At 72.0% G+C, this 22,820-nt stretch carries 15 protein-coding genes; 11 read left to right on the forward strand and 4 right to left on the reverse strand.

Translation table 11 applies throughout. The features are described from left to right. Positions 1-13: 13 nt before the first annotated feature. The 4 genes from G545_RS14040 to xth are packed head-to-tail and all read left to right on the forward strand — an operon-like array spanning position 14 to position 4,090. Positions 14-889, forward strand: a complete 876-nt coding sequence (locus G545_RS14040; RefSeq protein ID WP_154656539.1) for a uroporphyrinogen-III synthase — start codon at positions 14-16, stop codon at positions 887-889. Then, the gene (locus tag G545_RS0107705; protein WP_027069878.1) at positions 886-2,163 is read left to right on the forward strand and encodes a heme biosynthesis protein HemY; all 1,278 of its coding nucleotides are present in this window, start codon (positions 886-888) and stop codon (positions 2,161-2,163) included. Before G545_RS14040 ends, G545_RS0107705 begins: the two co-directional genes overlap by 4 nt. Positions 2,164-2,204: 41 nt before the next feature. Beyond that, entirely contained in the window at positions 2,205-3,260 is a 1,056-nt protein-coding gene (tssA, locus tag G545_RS0107710; RefSeq protein WP_331439850.1) for a type VI secretion system protein TssA, read from the forward strand. A gap of 53 nt (positions 3,261-3,313) precedes the next feature. Then, a complete protein-coding gene (gene xth / locus G545_RS0107715; protein WP_027069880.1) occupies positions 3,314-4,090 on the forward strand; it encodes an exodeoxyribonuclease III in 777 nt (258 codons plus the stop codon). 105 nt (positions 4,091-4,195) lie between these two features. Here xth and G545_RS0107720 read toward each other — a convergent pair whose 3' ends face one another. Both G545_RS0107720 and G545_RS0107725 read right to left on the reverse strand, forming a co-directional pair. Beyond that, positions 4,196-4,465, reverse strand: a complete 270-nt coding sequence (locus G545_RS0107720; protein ID WP_027069881.1) for a GlsB/YeaQ/YmgE family stress response membrane protein — start codon at positions 4,463-4,465, stop codon at positions 4,196-4,198. A gap of 123 nt (positions 4,466-4,588) precedes the next feature. Then, entirely contained in the window at positions 4,589-5,932 is a 1,344-nt protein-coding gene (locus G545_RS0107725; protein ID WP_027069882.1) for an AMP-binding protein, read from the reverse strand. Positions 5,933-6,148: 216 nt separating this feature from the next. Here G545_RS0107725 and G545_RS14045 point away from each other — a divergent pair, with 216 nt between their 5' ends. The 7 genes from G545_RS14045 to rpmG all read left to right on the forward strand — a co-directional run bounded on the left by G545_RS14045 (position 6,149) and on the right by rpmG (position 11,955). Beyond that, a complete protein-coding gene (locus G545_RS14045; RefSeq protein ID WP_161625779.1) occupies positions 6,149-6,649 on the forward strand; it encodes a 4'-phosphopantetheinyl transferase family protein in 501 nt (166 codons plus the stop codon). Then, positions 6,646-7,308 carry a 16S rRNA (guanine(527)-N(7))-methyltransferase RsmG gene (rsmG, locus tag G545_RS0107735; protein ID WP_027069883.1) on the forward strand — a complete coding sequence of 221 codons (663 nt, stop codon included), beginning with the start codon at positions 6,646-6,648 and terminating at the stop codon, positions 7,306-7,308. The genes G545_RS14045 and rsmG overlap by 4 nt, the downstream gene beginning before the upstream one ends. 117 nt (positions 7,309-7,425) lie before the next feature. Beyond that, the gene (locus tag G545_RS0107740) at positions 7,426-8,241 is read left to right on the forward strand and encodes a ParA family protein (RefSeq protein WP_027069884.1); all 816 of its coding nucleotides are present in this window, start codon (positions 7,426-7,428) and stop codon (positions 8,239-8,241) included. Continuing rightward, positions 8,238-9,212 (forward strand): ParB/RepB/Spo0J family partition protein, encoded by a 975-nt coding sequence (locus G545_RS0107745; RefSeq protein ID WP_052347288.1) that lies wholly within the window; start codon positions 8,238-8,240, stop codon positions 9,210-9,212. Before G545_RS0107740 ends, G545_RS0107745 begins: the two co-directional genes overlap by 4 nt. A gap of 98 nt (positions 9,213-9,310) precedes the next feature. Further along, positions 9,311-11,071, forward strand: a complete 1,761-nt coding sequence (locus G545_RS0107750; protein ID WP_027069886.1) for a DUF885 domain-containing protein — start codon at positions 9,311-9,313, stop codon at positions 11,069-11,071. Positions 11,072-11,540: 469 nt separating this feature from the next. Then, positions 11,541-11,777, forward strand: a complete 237-nt coding sequence (gene rpmB, locus G545_RS0107755; protein ID WP_027069887.1) for a 50S ribosomal protein L28 — start codon at positions 11,541-11,543, stop codon at positions 11,775-11,777. A gap of 13 nt (positions 11,778-11,790) precedes the next feature. Then, the gene (rpmG, locus tag G545_RS0107760; protein WP_019398349.1) at positions 11,791-11,955 is read left to right on the forward strand and encodes a 50S ribosomal protein L33; all 165 of its coding nucleotides are present in this window, start codon (positions 11,791-11,793) and stop codon (positions 11,953-11,955) included. 300 nt (positions 11,956-12,255) lie between these two features. On the opposite strand, the gene G545_RS0107765 is transcribed toward rpmG, so the two are convergent. Continuing rightward, on the reverse strand, positions 12,256-14,118 hold the full coding sequence (locus G545_RS0107765; RefSeq protein ID WP_027069888.1) for a S8 family peptidase: 1,863 nt from the start codon (positions 14,116-14,118) through the stop codon (positions 12,256-12,258). 46 nt (positions 14,119-14,164) lie between these two features. Then, on the reverse strand, positions 14,165-22,813 hold the full coding sequence (locus G545_RS15635) for a YadA-like family protein (protein WP_052347289.1): 8,649 nt from the start codon (positions 22,811-22,813) through the stop codon (positions 14,165-14,167). Positions 22,814-22,820 lie beyond the last annotated feature (7 nt).

The raw sequence follows: 22,820 nt of genomic DNA on the forward strand, positions 1-22,820 counted from the left end.
CGAAGCTGGCGCAATGGACAGCCGCACGCCCGGCAACGGGCCACCTCGATGGTACGTGATCTCCCTGCGCCCCACCGGCCAGCACGGTCCGGTCCGGCGCGCCGCGGCCGCCCACGGTGCAGGGGTGCTGGCGCTGTCCCCCTGGTCGATCGAGCCGGTCGACACCCCGCAGGCGCGCCAGGCCCTCGCCGCCGCGCTGTCGGCCCCGGTGGTCGTGTTCACCAGCCCCGCGGCCGCCAACGCCGCGGCTGCGCTGGCGCCGCTGCGCCGCCAGCCCGACCAGGACTGGCTCGGCGTCGGCTCCGGCACGGCAGGGGCGCTGCGGCGCGCCGGCGTCGACGGCGTGGAATCCCCGGAGCGCATGGACAGCGAGGGCCTGCTCGCGATGCCGGCCCTGCAGCGCCTGGCCGGCCGCCGGCTGGGTTTGGTCACGGCACCGGGGGGACGCGGGACGCTGGTACCCGCGTTCGAAGCGCGGGGCGCACAGGTGATCCGCGCCGACGTCTACCAGCGGGTGCCGCGCCGGGTCTCCCGCAGGCAGCTCGAGCGCCTGCGGTCGCTCGGGGCTCCGGCCGTGGTGGCGGTGTCCAGCGGCGAGGCCCTGCAGCGGATCGTCGCGGACGTGGATGCCGCCTCCCTGGCCAGGCTGCGCGCGCTTCCGGTGGTCGTCGCAAGCGACCGGCTGGGCGCCCTCGCAGGCGAACTCGGCTTCGGCGAGGTCCATCGCGCCGCCAGCGCCCGCCCGGCCGACATGGTTTCGGCGGCGGCGGCCCTGCCGGCTTCACCGACGCTTGCGGGCCCGGCGGACAGACTCGCCGGCGCCGGACCGCAACCCCGATCCGCGGACGCCCCCCCATCCACTCCCGGCCTTCCTGGAGATTCCCGATGAAGTTGTTCCGAAACCTGCTGTTCTGGATCGTGCTTGCGCTACTGGGGGCCCTCGTCGCGCAGGTGCTGGTGCAGGATCCGGGCTACGTGCTGGTGCGCTTCCGCGGCATGGACTACACCACGACCCTTGCGGTGGTGGTGCTGGTTGGCGCGGGCGTTCTGGTCGCGCTGTGGCTGCTCTGGAAGCTGGTGACCGTGCCGGTGCTGGGGCTGCGCAGGCGCCGCCGCAAGGCCGCCCGTGCCCGCCTCTACGAAGGACTCGAGGCCTACGAGCTCGGCCACTGGGACCGCGCCGCGGAACGGCTGGACGAAGCCGCGCGCTCGCCGGTGGTGGCAGACGACGGCAGCGCGCGGCTGGCCCACCTGGCCGGTGCCCGCGCCGCGATGGCGACCGGGGACCGGGCGCGCCTGGAGCGCCACCTGGCCGCGCTGGACGGTCATCCCGCCACCCGGGCGATCCTGCAGGCCGAGGCCGCGCTGGGTGACGGCCGCCCGGACGAGGCACTGCGCCTGCTCGACGATCCCGCCGCGCAGCCGTTGCCCCCGCACGGCCTGGCCCTGCGGGTACGGGCGCTGGAGGCGGCAGGCCGGGCCGACGAGGCCTACGGCATGCTGGGCGCCCTGCGCAGCCAGCATGCCCTGCCGCCGGCGGAGCTGGACCGCCTGCAGGCCCGCTGGGCCGAACAGGCCCTGCTCCAGGCCACCGATGCCAACAGCCTGGCCGACCGCTGGGAGGCCATGCCGGAGTCCGCCCGCCGTGACCCGGCGATCGTCGCCGCCTATGCCCGCCGTGCCGCCGACCTGCGCTGGGAGGATGCTGCGACCGGCAGCATCGAGCGTGCGCTCGACAGCGGCTGGGACGAGTCCCTGGTCGACCTGTATGGCCGACTCCCGGTGGGCCGGCTGGACGAGCGCCAGGAGCGCACGTCGCAGTGGTCCCGGGCCCACCCCGACAGCCCCGCGCTGCTGCTCGCGCGTGCCCGCCTGGCCCGCGCGCAGGGGCAGTGGGCGCACGCCGACGAGCATGCGCGCGCCGCACTTGCACGCGGTGCGGGTCCGGCGGCGTGGGAGGAGCTCGGGCACGCCCACGCGCAGGCCGGGCGCGAGCGGCACGCCCGGATCGCCTACGCCAATGCACTGCAGGCCGCACGTGGCGAGCCGGTCAGCGCGCTGCCCGAGGATCCGCCGGCCGCGCCGCGCGACCCGGCACCGCTGCCGGCGGCCGACCCGCGCGACGATAACGGCCTCCCGCGGCCACCGGCACCCCCTCGCTGATCGCGCGGGCGTGATCGGCTAGGATCGCCGGCACCAACGCCATGCAACGGAATGCCATGCAGCAGCTGGACGCACTGCTCGGGCCGGTCGACGGCCCGGGCCCGGGCGGGGAGGACCTGTCGTTCTCCCCCGAATACGACGCCATCGCCGAAGCGCGCCGTGCGGACGACCCCTCGCTCGAGCAGGGCGAGTGGGTCGCGGACCTGAAGCAGGCCGACTGGCCGGCCGTGGAGCGCCTCGCCGGGGAACTGCTGCGCACGCGCAGCAAGGACCTGCGGCTGGCCGGCTGGTGGGCCGAGGCACAGGTGCACAACCACGGATTCGAAGGCCTCGCGCGCGGCTACCGGCTGGTCGCCGGCCTCTGCGATGCCTGGTGGGACCAGCTGCACCCGCTAGCCGAGGACGGCGACCAGGAGCAGCGCATCGGCAACCTCGCCTGGCTGATCACCCACTCGGTACGTTGGTTACGCGAACTGCCGCTGGTGCAGTCCCCGCGCGGCAGCTGGGGCCTGGCGCAGATCGAGGCCGCCGCCGCCCGCGGAGGGGATGCCGAGGGGCCCGACAGTGACGCCATCGAAGCCGCCCGCAGGGACACCCCGCACGGCTTCTACGTGCGGCTGGTGGAGCAGCTGGACGAATGCGCCGCCGCGCTCGCGGCGATGGAGGCCGCGGTGGACGCCCGGCTGGGGATGGACGGGCCCAGCTTCGGATCGCTACGCGACGCCCTCGACCACGTGCGCAATGCCGGCCGCCGTTTCGCGCGGGAAGCCGGGGTGCTGCTCGACGGGACGGGACCGGGCGATGCTGCACCCGCAGGCGGTGACGAGCCCGCGGCCGCTTCCGCGCCCTCGCTCGTGCCACCGGCGCAGGCCGGTCCCATTGCCAGCCGCCGCGACGCGATCGCACGGCTGCGCGAGGTCGCCGAATGGTTCCGCCGCAACGAGCCCCACAGTCCCGTCGCCTACCTGGCCGACAAGGCCGCGCACTGGGGCGAGATGCCGCTGCACGTGTGGCTGCGCCGGGTGGTCAAGGACCACGGCACCCTGGAGCAGCTCGAGGACCTCCTCGACAGCGCCGCACCCGCCTCCGAGGAGTGAGGCGGGCGGGCTAGACTGGCGTGATGGAAACGCTCGCAGTGAATCCCGGCGCGATGAAAATCGCCAGCTGGAACGTCAATTCCCTCAACGTACGCCTGCCGCACCTGCTGCAGTGGCTCCAGGACGCCGCCCCCTTCGCCGTGGGGTTGCAGGAGACCAAGCTGGTCGACGAACGCTTCCCCGCCGAGGCGCTGGCGGAGGCCGGGTACCACAGCGTCTTCAGCGGCCAGAAGACCTACAACGGGGTGGCCATCCTCGGCCGCGAGGCGCCGCTGGACGTGCAGGCGGGGATCCCCGGGTTCGACGACGACCAGAAGCGGGTGATCGCGGCCACGGTAGGCGGCATCCGCATCGTCAACCTGTACGTGGTCAACGGACAGTCGGTGGGCAGCGACAAGTACGAATACAAGCTGCGGTGGCTGGCGGCGGTCACCGCGTGGCTGGAGGCCGAGCTGCGGCGGTACCCGGAGATGGTGGTGCTGGGCGACTTCAACATCGCCCCGGACGAGCGGGACGTGCACGACCCGGAGGTCTGGCACGAGGGACACATCCTGAGTTCGGCGCTGGAGCGCGAGGCGCTACAGCGAATGCTGGCCCTGGGGCTGCACGACGCCTACCGGCTGCACCACGAAGGTCCCGGCGAGTTCAGCTGGTGGGACTACCGGCAGGCGGCGTTCCGGCGCAACCTGGGACTGCGGATCGACCTGACGCTCGTGTCCGATGCCCTGCGGGCGCGCTGCACCGCCGCCGGCATCGACCGCGAGCCGCGCACGCTGGACCGCCCGAGCGACCACGCGCCGGCCTGGGTGGAGCTCGCGCCCGCAGGCTGAGCACGGCACGGCTCCTGCCCCCGGCACCGCGCCCCGCGCGCGCAAAAACAGGAAGGCCCGGGGGTTGCCCGGGCCTTCCAGTCGTCCGTCGGTGAGTCGCGCGGCTCAGCGCACGCGCCCGCGACGGAACAGGTTGACGATGGCGAGCAGCACGATCGCACCGATCAGCGAGACCAGGATGCTGGTGAAGCTGATCCCGTCGTTGATCGATCCGCCGCCGATGCCGAGCATGCCGGCCAGCCAGCCACCAAGCAGCGCGCCGATGATGCCGACGACCACGTTGAGGAAGACACCCTGCTGGGCGTCGGTCTTCATGATGAGGCTGGCGATCCAGCCAATGATGCCGCCGATAATCAGCCAGATGATGAAACTGATCATGCTTTTCTCCTTCGTCCGTCCGGTGATGGATAGCGCAAACCCCTGAGTCCGGGGGCGGGATCAGTCTGTTTCGGCTTGCGTGACGGCAACGTCTGTGCTGAACAGGCCACTAAGGCCCGTTCAGGCGAACAGCGCGAGCAGCCTGTGGCGCGGCAGCTTCCCGCTCTCCTCGCGGGGCAGCGCCGTGACCAGCCGCAGCCGGCGCGGCAGGAAGACCGGGTCGACGTGCTGGCGCAGCGCGCCCAGTACTTCGCCGGGGGCGCGGCCCGGTGCCACCGCGACCGCGGCGATCCGGCGCACGCCGGCCGCATCCGGGTCGAGCTGGAACACGGCCCCGTCAGACACCCCCGGCACCTCCAACAGGCGGCGCGTGAGCTCGGCCAGCGACGCGCGCTTGCCGGCGATCTCCAGCAGGTCCGCCTGCCGCCCCCGCAGCTCGAAGCGGCCGTCGGCGTGCAGCTCGAACAGGTCGGCCAGCGGCACCGGTGCCGCAAGGTGCTCGGCATGCACCAGCGTGCCGTCGGGGCGGGGTGCAAGTCGCACCCCCGGCAGCGGCGTCCAGGCGTCCTCGCGGGCGGTGCGCCGGCGTGCGAAGACACAGGTCTCGGTGGACCCGAACACCTCGCGCACCTCGCAGCCGAAGCGCGCCTCCGCGGTAGCGGCCAGTTCGCGCGGCAGCGGCGCGGTGGCCGAGACGATCCCCGCCAACGGCGGCAGGGCCAGGCCGGACTCCACCAGCGCCCGCAGGTGCACCGGGGTGGTCGCCAGCAGCGGCGGGGCGGGCGAGTCGGCCAGCGCCGCGGCCACCTCGGCCGGGAAGAACGGCCGCGCCATGTGCACCGCCACGGGGCCCAGCAGCGGCAGCAGCACCGATAGCTCCATGCCGTACATGTGCTGGGGCGGCACCGTGGCCACCAGCCAGCTCCCGGCCGGGTCGATCAGGTCCTCCAGCGCCGCCAGGTTCTGGCGGGTGCTGGTGGTGAACGAATCCCAGGACTTGTCGTGGGCCGCCGGCTGGCCGGTGCTGCCGGACGTGAACCCGATCGCCACGCGGGCATCCACGTCCACCCCCGGGATCGGCCCGTCGGCCTCCGGCAGGCACGGGGGAAGGCAGTGGAAGCCGTCCGGGGGCACCGGCAGGGGACGGTCGCCGAGGCAGTAGCTGCCGGGGTGGCCGGCCTGCACGCCGAGCACCGCGGCGGGCGCGCGGGACGAGGGCAGCAGGGTCACCTGCCCACGGCTGGCAGCCGCGCAGAAGGCGACCAGGAACCGGTAGCGGTCCTCGCACAGGTTCACCACGAAGGGAGCGTGGGGCAGCGTCGCCGCCACGCCGAGCACGTGCCGGACCAGCGTCGCCCGGCGGACCAGCGCGCCGCCGGGACCGTACGCGAGCGGGCGGTCCGGATCGCCGGCGACCAGGACGGCGCGCGGACGGCTGGCGTGTGACTCGATAACTGCTGACATTGCCTGCTGCGGACTCCTGCGGCCGGCGCCGCCCCCGCCGCTACTTTACGCTGCCCCTTCCCGCCGCTGCCACGAGTCCCTTCTCCGCCCGCCATGCAAGGTCCCGCGCCGCCTCCCTGCTGGGGCACCCTCCCCCTGGAACCCGGCCGGCCGGCCGAGCCGGTGGCACGACGGTGGCTTGCGGCGCGCCTGGGCCGCGAGCCAGAAGGGCTTCGATTGGGCCGCAGCGCCCACGGCCGGCCAGTGCTGGAGCTTCCCGCCGGGTGGGACTGCAACTGGAGCCACTCCGGCGGCCTGCTTGCGGTGGTGCTTGGCGAGCGCATGCGGGTCGGCATCGACATCGAACGCGAACGCCCGCGCCCGCGCGCACTCGAGCTGGCGCGGCGCTTCTTCACTCCCGCCGAGGCGGACTGGCTCGCCGCGCACGGTCCCGGGGACGCCAGCCGCGACTTCCTTCGACTCTGGTGCGCGAAGGAGGCGGTGCTCAAGGCGCACGGCCGCGGCCTTGCGTTCGGGCTGGACCGGCTGGAGTTCCGCGACCGGGGCGGCTGCCTGCGCCTTGCGGCCTGTGATCCCGCGCTGGGCGACCCGGAAGCCTGGCGGGTGCTGGAGGTCCGTCCCGCACCCGGATTCCTGGGCGCCCTGGCCTGGTTCAACTCCGACGCGATGCCGACCCCTGCCGGGGAGGCCCGCCCGGGGCATACTGCGCGCCCATGAACGCCGGCCCCCTGCCCCCCTCCGTCGCCCCGCGCCTGGCTTCCGGGCTGGAGGCACTCGGCATCGACCCCGCCGCCCGGGACCCGCTGCTGGCCTACCTGGCCCTGCTCGCGCGCTGGAACCGCACCTACAACCTGACCGCGGTGCGCGACCCGCTGGAGATGGTCGACCGCCACCTGCTCGACTCGCTGGCGATGCAGCCGTTCGCTGCCCCGCTGGTGGCCACGGGCGGCAGGCTCGCCGACCTGGGGACCGGTCCCGGACTTCCCGGCATCCCGCTGGCGATCGCCTGTCCCGGGCTGCGGGTGACGCTGGTGGAGAGCAACGGCAAGAAGGCCCGCTTCCTGCGCGAGGCGGTGCGCCAGCTGGGCCTGGAACACGTCGACGTGGCCGAGACGCGCATCGAGGCGCTCGACCGGCCCGGCGGCTTCGCGGCGATCACCGCGCGCGCCTTGGCGACCATCCCGCTGATCCTGCAGCTGGGCGGGCACCTGCTCGAGCCCGCCGGCCGACTGCTGGCCATGAAGGGCGTCTATCCGCAGGAAGAGCTGGACGCCCTGCCCGCGGGCTGGCGCACCGTGGAGTCCCACCGGTTGCAGGTCCCCGGCCTGGACGCCGAGCGGCACCTGGTGGTGGTCGCCCGCGACGGTACCGGCTGACCCCTTCCCGACGCGGCCTCGGCAGCCCGGCCCACGGGCGGGCATAATCCCCGGTCCGGCCGCGCCGCGCGCGCGGTCCGGCCACTTCCCGCAGCACCATCCCGAGGCACGCGCCGAATGGCCCGCATCATCGCCGTCGCCAACCAGAAAGGCGGGGTCGGCAAGACCACCACCGCGGTCAACCTGGCGGCCGCGCTCGCGCGCATGCCGCGCAAGGTGCTGCTGGTCGACATGGATCCGCAGGGCAACGCGACCATGGGCAGCGGCGTCGACAAACGCGAGCTCGAGGCCTCCGTCTGCGAGGTACTGCTGGGCGAGAGCGAGGCCCGCGACGCCATCGTGCGCACCGGCGAGGACTTCGACCTGCTGCCGGGCAACATCGACCTGACCGCCGCCGAGATACGGCTGATGGAGTCGGGCGAACGCGAACGCCGGCTGGCCCAGGCGCTTGCGCCGGTGGCCGGCGACTACGACTTCGTGATCATCGACTGCCCGCCAGCGCTGTCGCTGCTGACCCTCAACGCGCTCACGGCGGCGGACTCGGTGATCGTGCCGATGCAGTGCGAGTACTACGCGCTCGAAGGCATCAGCGCGCTGATGGAGACCATCGAGGCGATCCGCGGCTCGCTCAATCCGGACCTGGAGATCGAGGGCGTGCTGCGCACCATGTTCGACGTGCGCAACAACCTGGCCAACGCGGTGTCGGCGGAGCTGACCGAGCACTTCGGCGACCAGGTGTTCCGCACCATCGTGCCGCGCAACGTACGCCTGGCCGAGGCGCCCAGCCACGGCCAGAGCATCGTCGGCTACGACCGCTCCAGCCGCGGCGGCATCGCCTACCTCGGGCTGGCCGGCGAGCTGCTGCGCCGCCAGCGCGAACGCGCGCGCCTGGCCGCCACCTCCCCGCAACCCGATCCGGAGACCGCCGCATGAGCGCCGACACGCCCAAGCCGCCCGCAGCCAAGGCCACCAAGGCGCCGGCAGGCCGGGCCGCGGCGAAGAAGCGCGGCCTGGGGCGCGGCCTGGAAGCCCTGCTCGGCCCGAAGGCCGCGGCCCAGGCGCCGTCGCTGGAGTCGGCTGCCGAGGGTGACCGCCTGCGCACGCTGCCGATCGACGCGCTGGTGCCGGGGCGGTACCAGCCGCGCCAGCACTGGGACGAGGACAAGCTCGACGAGCTGGCCGAGTCGATCCGCGCCCAGGGCGTGATCCAGCCGATCGTGGTCCGCGAGATCGACGGGCCCGACGGCCGCGGCAGCAAGGTGTTCGAGATCATCGCCGGCGAGCGCCGCTGGCGCGCCAGCCGCAAGGCCGGGCTGGCCGAGGTGCCGGTGGTGGTGCGCGAGGTCGACGACCGCACCATGGTCGCGATGGCGCTGATCGAGAACATCCAGCGCGAGGACCTCAACCCGCTGGAAGAGGCCCAGGCCCTGCAGCGGCTGATCGACGAGTTCGACCTCACCCACGCCCAGGCGGCCGACGCGGTAGGCCGCTCCCGCGCGTCCGTGTCCAACCTGCTGCGCCTGCTGGAGCTGCCGCCGGCAATCCGCGCGCTGGTCGAGGAGCGCCAGCTGGAGATGGGCCACGCCCGTGCCCTGCTGACCCTGGCGCCCGAACTGGCGGTGAAGCTGGCCAACGAGGCGGCCGCGAACGGCTGGTCGGTGCGCGAAGTCGAGCACCGCGCGCAGCAGTTCGCCATGGGCCGGGTCCCCGAGCGCAAGCGCGCCCGCACCGTGCACCCGCGGCCCCAAGCCGACATCGCCAGCCTGGAGCGCGAGTTGTCCGAGGGCCTGGGCACCCGCGTCAACGTCCTGCACGGGCGCGGCGGGAAGGGCCGGCTGGTGATTCACTACAGCGACCTGGACTCGCTCGAGGGCGTGCTGGGGCGGCTGCGCAAGCCCGGCTGAGCCGCCCGGCCGGCACGTCCGGCACAGTCGCCGCCGGCGCGCGGGTGCCATCATCGGGCGGATACGTCTTCCTGGAGTGCCCCGTGGATCCCAAGCCGCTGATCGCCCCCCTCGTCCTTGGCATTGCCCTCGCGCTGGGCGCGCCGGCCTCGGCCCAAGCACCCGTGGCCTGCGAGTGCGACACGGCCGCGGTCCCGCAAGCGGCCGAGTCGGAAGCCGACCGCCTCTTCACGAAGATCCACGAGGAGGAGTGGGCCTGGCGCCAGGCGCAGTACGGCCGCGGCGAGGACGCCGACGCCTCGCGCATGTACTCGGTCGACCCCGCCAGCCAGCAGGCCCGGCTGGAGAAGTGGGAGCAGGTCCTGGCCGCGCTCGACGGCATCGACGAGGACCAGTTGTCCCCGGCCAACCGGATCCACCTGGCGGTGTACCGCCCGCAGATCGAGAACCTGGCGGCCGACATCCGACTGCGCGGCTACGAGATGCCGTTCAACTCCGACTCCTCGTTCTGGTCGAACCTGGCCTTCATGGCCCGCGGCCGGATGGAGGATGCCGGCGACTACCGCGACTACATCGGCCGGCTCAACGACGTGCCGCGCCACTTCGACCAGCAGATCGCCAACATGCGCGCCGGCCTGGCCCGCGGCTTCAGCGTGCCGCGCGCGGTGCTGGACGGGCGCGACGTATCGATCGCGATGGTCGCCGAGCTGGAGGACCCGGAGCAGTCGCCGCTGTACGAACCGTTCAAGCGCATGCCCGCCTCCATTCCCGCCGGCGAGCAGGAGCAGCTGCGCCAAGCGGCGCGCGAGTCGATCCGCGACAGCGTGGTCCCGGCCCACCAGGAGCTCCTCACCTTTTTCCGCGAGGAGTACGTGCCGCAGGCGCGCACCACCCTGGGGGCCACGCAGATGCCCGGCGGCGAGGAGTACTACGCCCAGCAGATCCGCGAGTACACGACCCTGGACCTGTCCCCCGACGAGATCCACCGCATCGGCCTGGACGAGGTCGCGCGCATCCGCGCGGAGATGGATGAGGTGATCGCCGATACCGGCTTCGAGGGCAGCTTCGAGGAGTTCATCCACTTCCTGCGTACCGACCCGCAGTTCTACGCGACCACGCCCGAGGAGCTCCTGCACCGCGCGGCCTGGATCGCCAAGCGCATCGACGCGGTGATCGGCGACTACATCGGCACCCTGCCGCGGGCGCGCTTCACCATTGTGCCGGTACCGCCGGAGATTGCCCCGTTCTGGACCGCCGGCCGCGGCGGCAACAACACGTACTGGGTCAACACCTACGACCTGCCCTCACGCCCGTTCTACAACCTGCCGGCGCTGACCCTGCACGAGGCCGCCCCCGGCCACGCCATGCAGGGCGCGCTCGCGGCGGAACAGGACGTGCTGCCCGACTTCCGCCGCCACACCTACATCTCCGCCTACGGCGAAGGCTGGGGCCTGTACGTGGAGAAGCTGGGCGAGGAGATGGGGATCTACGAGACCCCGTACGAGCACTTCGGCCGGCTGACCTACGAGATGTGGCGTGCCGCCCGGCTGGTCATCGACACCGGCGTGCACGCCAAGGGCTGGACCCGCGAGCAGGCCCTCGCCTACCTGCGAGACAACACCGCCCTGAGCGAGCACGAGGTCACCACCGAGGTCGACCGCTACATCTCCTGGCCCGGCCAGGCCCTGAGCTACAAGCTGGGCGAGCTGGCGATCGTCCGCCTGCGCGGAGAGGCCGAGCAGGCCCTGGGCGCGGATTTCGACATCAAGGCCTTCCACGACATGGTGCTGGCGATGGGCTCGGTGCCGTTGCCGGTGCTGGAGGGGGAGGTTCGGAGGTGGATTGGGGAACAGCAGTAGGAGCGGGAACGGGGAACAGGGAACAGGGAACGAAGGTTGTGTCGTGGCTCACCCTGCGATTGCTGGCCACGGCTCCCGTGCTCTTCATCGCCGACAGGCAGTAGCAAACTGCCACCGCCTCCAAGGCCACAGTACGGGTCGCAAGGCAAACAACGGCACCCCGTTCGTTCCCTGTTCCTGTTCCCTGTTCCCTGTTCCCTGTTCCCTGTTCCCTGTTCCCGGTTCCCGCCTCACCCTCCCCCCCCCTTGCGCCCCCGCCGCCCCCCTGCCACAATGCCCGGCTCGCTGTGTCCAGCCGTCGCATGACCGGCAAGGCGGCACCCCGGAAGCGCGATTCCGGACCGCCGGTTCCAGCGCCGCCCACCGGGCGGACGTTTTCCCGCATCGCGCGCCAGCCGCATCCCGTGGCCTGGCGGGGCCGCCGCTTCCCTGGCCAAGGGGAGTCCAATCGAACTCTACGAGGTGCGTAATGGCCCGTGTATGCCAAGTCACCGGCAAGCGTACGACGACCGGCAACAACGTCTCGCATGCCATGAACAAGACCCGCCGCCGCTTCATGCCCAACCTGCATGAGCGCCGCTTCTGGGTCGCCAGCGAGAACCGCTGGATCAAGCTCCGTGTTTCCACCAAGGCCCTGCGCACCATCGACAAGAACGGCATCGACGCCGTCCTCGCCGACCTCCGTGCCCGCGGCGAAAAGATCTGAGGAGGACTGACCCATGGCTTCCAAGCGCGACAAGATCCGCCTGATCTCCTCGGCCGGAACCGGTCATTTCTACACGACCGACAAGAACAAGAAGAACACCCCGAACAAGATGGAGATCAAGAAGTACGATCCCGTCGTTCGCAAGCACGTGATCTACAAGGAAGGCAAGATCAAGTGACGCATTGGCGCGCCTGCGCGTAGCGCAGTCGCCTTTGCCAACGCGTCATCCCCGCGAACGCGGGGATCCAGCTTTCCCGACGCGTCATCCCCGCGAACGCGGGGATCCAGACCGCTCCCGCAAGGCCTCCCGCCCCCCCGGAGCAAGAAGAAGCCCGCCCACCGGCGGGCTTTTTCGTTCCCGCCTTCATCGTTCCGGCGCCGCGCCGCCGCCAAGGCGGCCGATCGCAAACAAGAAGAGCCCCGGCCAAGGCCGGGGCTCCCTCGCCGCATCCGTGCGGCAACCAGTCCTTTCAGTGGATCAGTGGCGCGCCTGCAGCGAGACCCCGCTGAACGCCCGCTCGCCCACCACCAGGATGTAGTACGTGGTGGCTTCCGGACGCACGATGCGCACGGTCTCGTTGTTGCCCGGCCGGGTCGAGGCGCGGTCGTGGTCCTCGACGGTCGGGGCTTCGCCGGCGCTGACGTACACGCTCACGTCGCCGCGGCCGCCGTAGGTCACCACGCTCAGCAGGCTCTCGCCGGCCGGCACCTCGATGCTGTACAGCGTGCTGCTGCCCGCGGAGCCGGACAGGCCGGTCAGGGCAACCCCGTTGGTCAGCTCGATGGCGTCGGGCTCGCCCGGGTCACCCGGGTCGCCCGGATCGCTGCCGAGGGCCAGCTCCAGTGCACCCGGCGCGTCCAGCAGGCCCGCACCGATCGGGCGGTCCGGATTGGACGGGAACGGGCGGACGCTATCGATCAGCAGCTCCTGCAGTTCGGCGGGGCTGAGCGGATCTCCGCCGGCGGCGACGACCGCCGACTGCACCATTGCAGCGACGCCGGCCACGTGGGGCGACGCCATCGAGGTGCCGGACATGCCGACGTAGGTCGGGTCGCCCAGGTCCGGCGAGGTGTCGGAGCTGTTGCTGGCCTGCCAGACGTAGCCGTTGGGGTTGCCATCCGCGCTGCCGCCACCACCCGGCGCGGTCAGGTGCACGAGCGAGCCGTAGTTGGAGTAGGACGCGCGGCCACCGTTGATGCGCCCTGCGGCGACGACCATTACGTTGTCGCAGTTGGCGGGCGAGAAGTTGGACACGTCCGCGTTGGAGTTGCCGGCGGAGGTGACCACCAGGCTGCCGAGGCTCCTGGCCAGGGCGAAGGCGTCCTGCTCGGACTGCAGGCACGCGCCCGAGCCGCCGAGGCTGAGGTTGATCACCTCGGCCGGGTTCTCGTTCATCGGGATCCCGGGCACTTCGCCACCCGCCGCCCACACCACCGCGTCAACGACGTCCGAGGTGTAGCCGCCGCAACGGCCCAGTACCCGGAGCGGGAGGACCTGCGCGTCGTGCGCGGTACCGGCCATGCCGAGGCCGTTGTTCGTCAGTTCGGCGACGGTGCCGGCCACGTGCGTGCCGTGGAAGGAGCTGGTGCTCACCCGGCACTCGGCCGCATCGTCATTCCAGTCGCCGTAATCGTAGGCACCCGGCACGCGGTCGTCGGTATCCCGGCGGGACACGAAGGCATCGCTGATGAAGTCGTAGCCCTCGAGCATGTTGGCGTCCATGTCGGGGTGCGGGACGATGCCCGTGTCCACCACCGCGACGACCGTGCCTTCCCCCGTCGAGACATCCCACGCGTCCTCGGCATGGATGCCGCCGGGGGTGTCCTGCAGGTGCCAGTTGTACTGGGCGTAGTACGGATCGTCCGGCACCAGCGAGGGCTGGACGTCGGACCGGACCTGCGCAACGCCGGTGTGGTGGACCATCCGGTCGACCTCGACCCGCTCCACGGCCGGGTCGGCACGCAGCTCGCGGATGACCGCATCCAGCTGCGCGGCGTCCAGCTTGCGGGACAGCTTCACCACGTCGGAACCGATCGACATGGTGCGGACGTGGCGCGCCTCGGGCGCGGTGGCACCGGCGGCGGCACTGTTGCGCACCAGCCGGGAGCCCAGGGCGCGCTTGGCGGCGGCCTGGACGGACTGGGCCTTCACCGCCGGGGCGGCGCGCTTGTCACGGTACTTGACGATCAGGCGCGTACCGGCGTCGGCCTCGGCGGCCGGGGCGGGCATCGGGCGGACCTCCAGCGGCGCCTGGCCGGCGGCGAAGGCGGGTCCGGCGACAGCGGCGGCGATCACCGATGCGAGCAGGGATACGCGAAGGTTTTTGGTGTTCACGGTCATGCCTTTCGATCTCCGGTTGAAACTGTCGTGTAGACGGAGGGACGGGTCACCAGCCGAAGCCGACGCCCGCGCCCACCGAGGTGTCGTCGCCGCTGAATGCGCCGCCGATGGTCATCGTTGCGCGGTCCGAGATCGCGCGCTGGTAGCCGACCGACAGGGCCGACTCGCCGCCCTGGTAGCCCACGCCCACGCCGATCCTGTTCTGGGTCCGCACGCCGGCCGCGCTGGTCGCCATGTTCAGCATCGCCGCGCTCATCGCACCCATCTGGTCGAAGCGCTTGTCGACCTCGTAGAAGCGGTGGTCGACCTGGGCCCGCAGGGTGTTGAAGTCGTCGTTGAGGACGGTGAACCGCTGGTCGGTGTAGGCGTTCGCCGAGCTCAGCGTCTGGGCCGCGGTGGTGTCGGTGTAGGCGTTGGCGGAGTTGAGCGTGCGCGTGGCGCCGGCATCGGCGTAGGCCTGTGCCGAGGTCAGCGTCGCCGCGTCGCCGGACTGGACCTGGCCGACGTTGGCCGCGTCCGTGGCCGCCGTCCCCGCCGCCACGTTGGTGACCCGGCGCTGGTTGTCCGCCGAGCCCACCGAGACGGTGTTGGCCTCGTCGGCGACCGAACCCTGGCCGAGCGCCACCGCACCTTCCGCGGTGACAGCCGCGCCCTGGCCGAGCGCGGTGCCGCCGGTGGACTCCACGCTGGTGTTGGCACCGATCGCAACCGCGTTGCTGGCTTCGGCCGCGACGTAGCTGTCGGTGCCCAGCGCGGTGCTGTTGGCGGCGTTCACCGTGGCGTTGTTGCCGATCGCGATGTCGCCGTCTTCCAGCGCGTGGGCGTTGTTGCCGGTCGAGAGGCCCTCACCCGAACCGCGCACCAGCGCCCGGCCCGGCTCCCCCTGCGGACCCACCGGACCGGTGGAGCCGACCGGACCCTGCGGACCCTGCGGACCCTGCGGACCCGTCGGACCCGTCGGACCCGTCGGACCCGTCGGACCGGTCGGACCCGTCGGACCCGTCGGGCCGGGCACCACCTGGATGTTGTCGATGGAACCCTGGAGCTGGCTCAGGCGCATGTCGACCGCCGCGAACGCCGAACCGACGTCGCCGTATCCGGTGCCCTGGATCATGTAGCTCGGCGCGGTGAAGACGCCGCCATTGAAGCCGGCACCGCCTCCGAGTGCCGCCGCCATCGCCCCCATCTGGCCCATGTTGACCGCGTCGGTCACCATGGTTCCGGCCGCGACGTTGGTGATCTGGCGCTCGGCACCCTCGTAGCCCACCGACACGGAGTCCTCCCGGTCCGCGATCGAATCGCGGCCGATGGCCACGCTGTCGGCCGAGACCGCCACGGCGCCCTGGCCGATGGCCGTGGCACCCGCCCCGACCGCGAGGCTGTCACCGCCAACCGCGGTCGTGTCGAGCCCGGCACCGCGGGCGCTGTTGCCCACCGCGGTGCTGTTGCGGCCGTTGGCGGTGGACATGCTGCCCAGCGCGGTCGAGAACAGCCCGGACGCGTCGGCCGCATAGCCCAGGGCCACGCTGGTGATGCCGCTGGCGGTGCTCTCCGCGCCGACCGCGGTGGACAGGTCGCCGGTCGCGGCGGCGTAGAAGCCGCTCGCGGTCGACTCTTCCCCGGCCGCCTCGGCCAGTGCACCCGTCGCCACCGCACCGTCGCCGCTGGCGATCGCCGCCGCACCGGTGGCCGTTGCGTACAGGCCGGTGGCCTCGCTCTCGGCACCGCTGGCGGTGGCGTACTCGTTCATGGCGATGCTCGCGGAGCCGACGGCGGTCGCGTAGTCACCTTCGGCAAGTGCACCGGACCCGGCGGCGAGCGACTCCTCGCCGGTCACCGTGGCCGAGCCCTCTCCGCTGGCCTGGAAGAACCGGCTGGTCTGGCCGGCCACGTCCGCGACCGCCTCCAGCTGGGCGAGGTTCACCGCGTCGGTCGCCTCGGTGCCCGCGGCCACGTTGGTGATCTGCCGTTCGTTGCCGACATCGCCCACCGAGACGCTGTTCTCGCGCTCCGCCAGCGAGTCCGCACCCAGCGCGACGCTGTTGTCGGCCACGGCCATCGCGGCGTTGCCGAGCGCAGTGCTGTTGAGCCCCGCAGACCAGGCGCCACCACCCACTGCGGTGGAGTACGCGCCCGAGGCCTCGGTCGGCAGGAACCCGAACAGGGTTCCACCCACCGCGACGCTGTTGGTACCGCTTGCGATGGAGTCGGCACCCACGGCGGTGCTGTCGGACCCGCTTGCGGTGCTGTAGCTACCCAGCGAGGTGCTGTTGAAGCCGCTGGCCGTGGCCGCCGAACCCACCGCCGTGGCGTAGTCGTCGCCGGCGAAGGCTCCGTAGCCGATGGCCGTGGAGAGGAACCCGGTCGACTCGGCGAAGCTGCCGAAGGACGCCGAGCCGTCACCGGAGGCGATGCTGCTGTAGCCGTTGGTGGTGGCCTGCACCCCGTCGGCGACTGCAGCGGTGCCGGTCGCAGTGCTGAAGGCGCCGTTGGCCTGGGCACCCGCGCCCAGGGCGACCGCCCCCATCTCGTTGGCCTGGGTCGGCCCGCCCTCCAGGATCACCTCGCCGGTGGCCTCGTCGACGATGTAGAGCTCACCGCCGACCGCCACGCTGGAGTCACCGGTCGCGGTGGCTCCGCTGCCGCTGGCGACCGAGTTGTCGCCGATCGCGCTGGCATTGAAGCCGCTGGCCGTGGCGTACTCACCCGCCGCCATCGCCCCGCTGCCGAAGGCCGAGGCCCCGGTCCCGATCGCGCTGCTGGCCGAGCCGACCGCCGTGCCGAAGTCGCCCTCGGCCATGGCGTCGGAGCCGGCCGCCACCGCATCCTCGCCGGTTACGAAGGCCTCGCCGTCGCCGGTGGCCTTGAAGTAGCGGTCGGTGTTCTCCGCCACCTCGGCCACGGCCTCGAGCTGGTCCAGGTTCACCGCATCGGTGCCCTCGGTACCGGCCGCCACGTTGGTGATCTGGCGCTCCATGCCGGCGTCGCCGACGGACACGGTGTTGTCGCGGTCCGCGTAGGAGTCCGCACCGAGCGCGACGCTGTTGGCCGCCGGAGCGAAGGAGTTCGCACCCAGCGCGACGGAGTAGCCTCCGCTCGCGTAGCTGTTGTGGCCGATCGAGGTGCTGAACACCCCGGTGGCCCAGGCGCCGTTGCCGAAGGCCGCGCTGCCTTCGCCGCTGGCGCGGGTGCTGATCAGGCCGAAGAAGGTGGTGCCCCCGACCGCGGTGCTCTCCGCGCCGGTCGCCTCCGAGTACTCGCCGACCGCGGTGCTGCCGCCGCCGCTGGCAGTGGCCGCCGCACCGACCGCGGTGTCGTAGTCACCCGACGCCACGGCGCCGTAGCCGAGCGCGGAGGAGAGGAAACCGTTGGATTCGGAGAAGCTGCCGAAAGCCGACGCGCCGTCCGCCCCGGCGTAGCTGCTGTAGCCGACCGCGGAGGCCTGGGTGCCGTCGGCGATCGCGCCGGTGCCGTTGGCCAGGCTGAAGGCGCCGTTGCCCTGGGCACCGGAGCCCAGCGCGACGGCACCCATTTCGTTAGCCTGGGTCGGACCTCCCTCCAGGATCACCTCGCCGGTGAGCTCGTCCACGATGTAGAGCTCGCCGCCGACCGCGACGCTGGAGTCGCCCATCGCCTGGGCGTTGCTGCCGCTGGCGACCGAGTTGTCGCCGGTTGCGGTCGAGCCGTAGCCGGTTGCCAGCGCGTACTCGCCCTCGGCGAACGCGCCGGCACCGAACGCCGAAGCGCCAACGCCCCAGGCAGTGCTTCCGGCGCCCATCGCGGTCGCCATGTCGGCACCCGCGAACGCGTCCGAACCGGCTGCCGTGGCGTCCTCGCCCTCGACCGCGGCCTCGCCCTCGCCGCTGGCCTTGAAGTACCGGTCGGTGTTCTCCGCGACCTCGGCCACCGCATTGAGCTGGTCGAGGTTCACCGCGTCGGTGCCCTCGGTACCGGCCGCCACGTTGGTGATCTGGCGCTCGCCGCCGACCTCGCCCACCGACACGCTGTTCGCGCGGTCGGCCACCGAGCCGGCACCCAGCGCCACGCTGTTCTCCGCAGCCGCGTAAGCACCGTAGCCCAGTGCCGTGGAGTCGGCCTCCGCCGCCCAGCTGGCGGCGCCCAGGGTCGTGGACCCGTCACCATCGGCGCTGCTCATCCAGCCCACGGCGGTGCTCTCGTCGCCGGACGCCCAGGCACCGGCACCCAGGGCCGACGCTCCGTCGCCCGTGGCCTCGGTGGAGAACAGGCCGAACCCGGTTCCGCCGACCGCGACGCTTTCGGCGCCACTGGCCTCGCTGTACTCACCGACCGCGACGCTGCCCGCGCCACTGGCCAGGGCCGCGACGCCCACCGCGGTTGCGTAGTCGCTCCCGGCATCCGCGCCGTAGCCGATGGCCGTCGACTGGTAGCCGCCGGCCGAGCTGAAGCCACCGTAGGCCGACGAGTAGTCGCCCGTCGCGGAGCTGCTGTAGCCCGAGCCGATCGATTGGCTGCCCTCGGCGACGGCCGCGGCACCTACCGCGGTGCTGAGGAAGCCACTCGCCTGGGCGCCCGCGCCAAGGGCGCTGGCACCGAAGTCGGACGCCATCGTCGTCTGCTCGAAGATCACCTCGCCGGTGACCGGATCCTCGTAGTAGAGGGATCCGCCGATCGCGGTGCTCGAGTCCGCCTCAGCCGTCGCGTTGAAGCCCGAGGCGGTGGCAAACACGCCGAATGCACTCGCGCCACTGCCGAAGGCGGAGGCGCCCAGTCCAACCGCTGCGCTGGTGGAACCCAGCGCGGTGGTGAAGTCGCCGTCGGCAAAGGCGTTCGAGCCGGCTGCCACCACGTCCTCTCCGAGGACGAAGGCCTCGCTCTCGCCGGTCGCCTTGAAGTAGCGGTCGGTGTTCTCCGCCACTTCGGCCACCGCGTTGAGCTGGTCGAGGTTCACCGCGTCGGTGCCCTCGGTACCGGCCGCGACATCGGTGATCTGGCGATCGCCGACGGCCACGGTGTTCTCGCGGTCGGCGACCGAACCCTGGCCCAGCGCGACGCTGCCGTCGGCCGAGGCCGAGGCGTCCGCACCCAGTGCCAGCGCGTTGTCGCCCGAGGCCGTCGACCAGCTACCCACGGCCGTGCTGTTGTAACCCGGGACCCAGGCCGCCGCACCCACCGCGGTCGCATAGTCGCCGGTGGCCTCGGTAGGAAGCAGGCCGAAGAAGCTGGAGCCGCCGACCGCCACGCTGTTGTAGCCGGTGGCCAGTGCGCCCTCGCCGACCGCCACGGCCGACTCGCCGCTCGCGGTCGAGGCAAAGCCCACCGCGGTGCTGCCGTCGGCCGAGGCCGCTGCACCGTAGCCCAGCGCGCTGGCGCCGAAGCCACTGGCGTCGCTGAAGCCGCCGAAGGCCGCGCCAGCGTCTCCCGAGGCCGAGCTGCTGTAGCCGTTCGCCGTGCCCTGGAGGCCATCGGCCATCGCGGCCGTACCCGTCGCGGTGCTGAAGGCACCGTTGGCCTGGGCGCCCGCGCCCAGGGCGACTGCCCCCATCTCGTTGGCCTGGGTCGGCCCGCCGTCGAGGATTACCTCGCCGGTGAGCTCGTCGACGATGTAGAGCTCGCCGCCGACGGCGACGCTGGAGTCGCCCGTCGCCTGGGCGTTGCTGCCGCTGGCGACCGAGTTGTCGCCGGTTGCGGTCGAGCCGTAGCCGGTAGCCAGGGCGTACTCGCCCTCGGCGAACGCACCGGCACCGAAGGCCGAGGCGCCCACTGCCCAGGCCGAGCTGCCCGCGCCGATCGCGGTCGCGTAGTCGGCTCCTGCGTTGGCGCCGGAGCCGGCCGCAGTAGCGTCCTCGCCCTCGACCAGGGCCTCGCTGTCGCCGGTGGCCTTGAAGTACCGGCCGGTATTCTCCGCGACCTCCGCCACCGCATTGAGCTGGTCGAGGTTCACCGCGTCGGTGCCCTCGGTGCCCGCCGCGACGTTGGTGATCTGGCGCTCGCCGCCTGCGGAACCAACCGAAACGCTCATCTCCCGGTCGGCGACGGATCCGGCACCCAGCGCTACAGAGTTCAGCGCCCCGGCTTCGACGGTCGCACCAGCACCAATCGCGATCGCGCTCTCCGCATTGGCGAGGCTGTTTGTACCCACCGCAATGGCGTGGATGTCGTTGCCAAGTGCCTGGTGGCCCAGCGCTATGCTGTAGTTGGCGTAACCGAAGGCGCCCCTTCCGATCCCGATGGAGCTGACGCCCGGCGACCAGCTTCCGGAGCCGATGGAGACCGAACGGCGGCCAGTCGCAAAAGAATCGATCCCGAGAGCCGTCGCCTCTTCGCCGGTTGCCCAGGCGAAGCTGCCGAACGCGGTCGACCCATACTGCGTCGCCCACGCGTAGCTGCCGGTTGCGGTGCTCTGCTCACCATTCGCGCGGCTGTTGTCGCCGAGCGACACGCTGTAGTCACCCAGCGCCTGTGCCTTGTTCCCGGCAGCCAGGGTGAACGCCCCGAGCGCACGGGCCCCATAGCCCAGCGATGCCGCATAGGTTCCCGTGGCCTGCGCTCCTGCACCGACTGCAGTGCCGTAGTCGCCCGCCGTGGCACCGACCATGACGGGATTGCCGTCCTCGTCGGTTACGGGCCAGCCGAACTCATCGAAGGCTTCGCCCTGGCCTCCCACGGCCGTGCTGGCGATGCCCTGCGCATCCGCACTGGCACCGAACGCGGAACTGTTCACGCCCGAGGCCGTCGCGTTGAACCCGCTGGCAGTGGCAAAGTCGGCCATCGCCATGGCGCCGCTTCCGACTGCCGAGGCGCCAGTACCGAATGCACTGCTGCCTGCGCCGAGTGCCGTGGCGTAATCGCCAGCCGCGAGCGCATCCGAGCCCGCCGCGGTGGCGTCCTCGCCGTCGACGAGAGCTTCTCCGTCACCCGTGGCCTTGAAGTAGCCGGTGTGCTCGGTCGCTTCTTCCAGCTGCGCGAGGTTCACCGCATCGGTCGCTTCCGTGCCGGCCGCGACGTTGGTGACCTGGCGCTCGTTGCCGACGTCACCGACGGAAACCGTATTCGCCCGGTCGGTGTAGGAGTCCGCACCCAGCGCGACGCTGTTCTCCGCGTCCGCGTAGGCCAGGAAGCCGACCGCCGTGGAGTCCACCGCCGCGGCGTAGCTGCCGCTGCCCAGTGCGCTCGCTCCGTCCGAGTCGGCGGTGGCGAGGGTGCCCAGTGCACTGGCCTGCACGCCCGACGCTTCGGCCAGGGTGCCCGTGGCGGTGGCGCCCAGTCCGGAGGCAATCGCGCCATTGCCCAGCGCGGTCGATGCCACGCCCGAAGCCTCGGTTGTCTGCAGGATCAGCCCGGGGAAGCCGATGAGCAGGTCGCCGTAATCGGCGATGCCGCCAACCGCCAGGCCGTAGTCGCCGCTTGCATCGCTGCCATAACCGATCGCGGTGCCGTAGGTCCCAGTGACGCTGCTGAAGGCGCCCATGGCGGTCGCATAGTCGCTGTCGACCTGGCTGCTGTAGCCCACCGAGGTGGACTGCAGGCCGTTGGCAACGGCGCCCGCACCGCTCGCGAGGCTGAAGGCACCCATGGCCTGGGCGCCCGCGCCGAATGCCGAGGCGCCGACTTCCCCCGCCGTCGTGGTCGCGTCGAGCAGGACCTCGCCGGTGACCGGATCTTCGTAGTACAGCCAACCGCCAACGGCGGTGCTGGAGTCTCCATCGGCAACCGAGCCGTAGCCTGAGGCGTTGGAGTACACCCCCCAGGCCATCGCGCCGCTGCCGAACGCCGACGAACCAAACCCGTTCGCCGCGGCGGCGGAACCGTAGGCACTGCCGTAATCAGTGGCATAGGCGTTGGAACCGGAAGCGACCGCCTCGTCCCCGTCGACGAACGCCTCTCCGTCGCCGGTGGCCTTGAAGTAGCGGTCGGTGTTCTCCGCCACCTCGGCCACCTCGTTGAGCTGGTCGAGGTTCACCGCATCGGTGCCCTCGGTGCCTGCCGCAACGTCGGTGATCTGCCGGCCACCAACCGCAACGCTGTTGTCGCGGGTCGCAACGGAGTCCGCGCCGAGCGCGACGCTGTCGTCGCCAATCGCGGCGGCGTTGTTGCCGAGCGCGGTGCTGTTGAAGCCGTCAGCCCAGGCGCCGCCACCGATCGCGGTCGCGTAGTCACCGGAAGCCTCGGCCGGCCAGAAGCCGAACAGCGAGCCGCCCAGCGCAACGCTGTTGGTGCCCGTGGCCAGCGCGCCACTGCCCACGGCGACGCTCTCGCTGCCCGACGCCTCGGAATCACCACCCAGTGCGGTGCTGCTCGAGCCGCTGGCGTCGGCGAAGTTGCCGACCGCGGTGGAGTTGAATGCGCTGGCGTTGGCGAAGCCGCCCACTGCCGTCGCGTACGAGCCGTCGGCCGACGCGGACATGCCCATGGCGGCCGACGAGTAACCCGCTGCGCTGCTGTTGGATCCCATGGCGACAGCGCCGGTGCCAGCCGCGTCAGCACCCTGTCCGGCCGCGACAGCGTTGGTGCCCGTGGCGCTCGCCGACCCTTCGCCGTTGGCCTGGAAGTACTGCGCGGTTTCCTCGGCGACTTCCGCGACCTCCTCCAGCTGGGCCACGTTCACTGCGTCGGTCGCCTCGGTGCCGGCGGCGACGTTGGTGATCTGGCGTTCGGCGCCTTCGGATCCGACCGAAATCGTGTTGGCACGCTCCGCGATCGAGTCGGATCCCAAGGCGACG

It is taken from the genome of Lysobacter defluvii IMMIB APB-9 = DSM 18482, from assembly GCF_000423325.1.
Lineage (GTDB): Bacteria > Pseudomonadota > Gammaproteobacteria > Xanthomonadales > Xanthomonadaceae > Novilysobacter > Novilysobacter defluvii.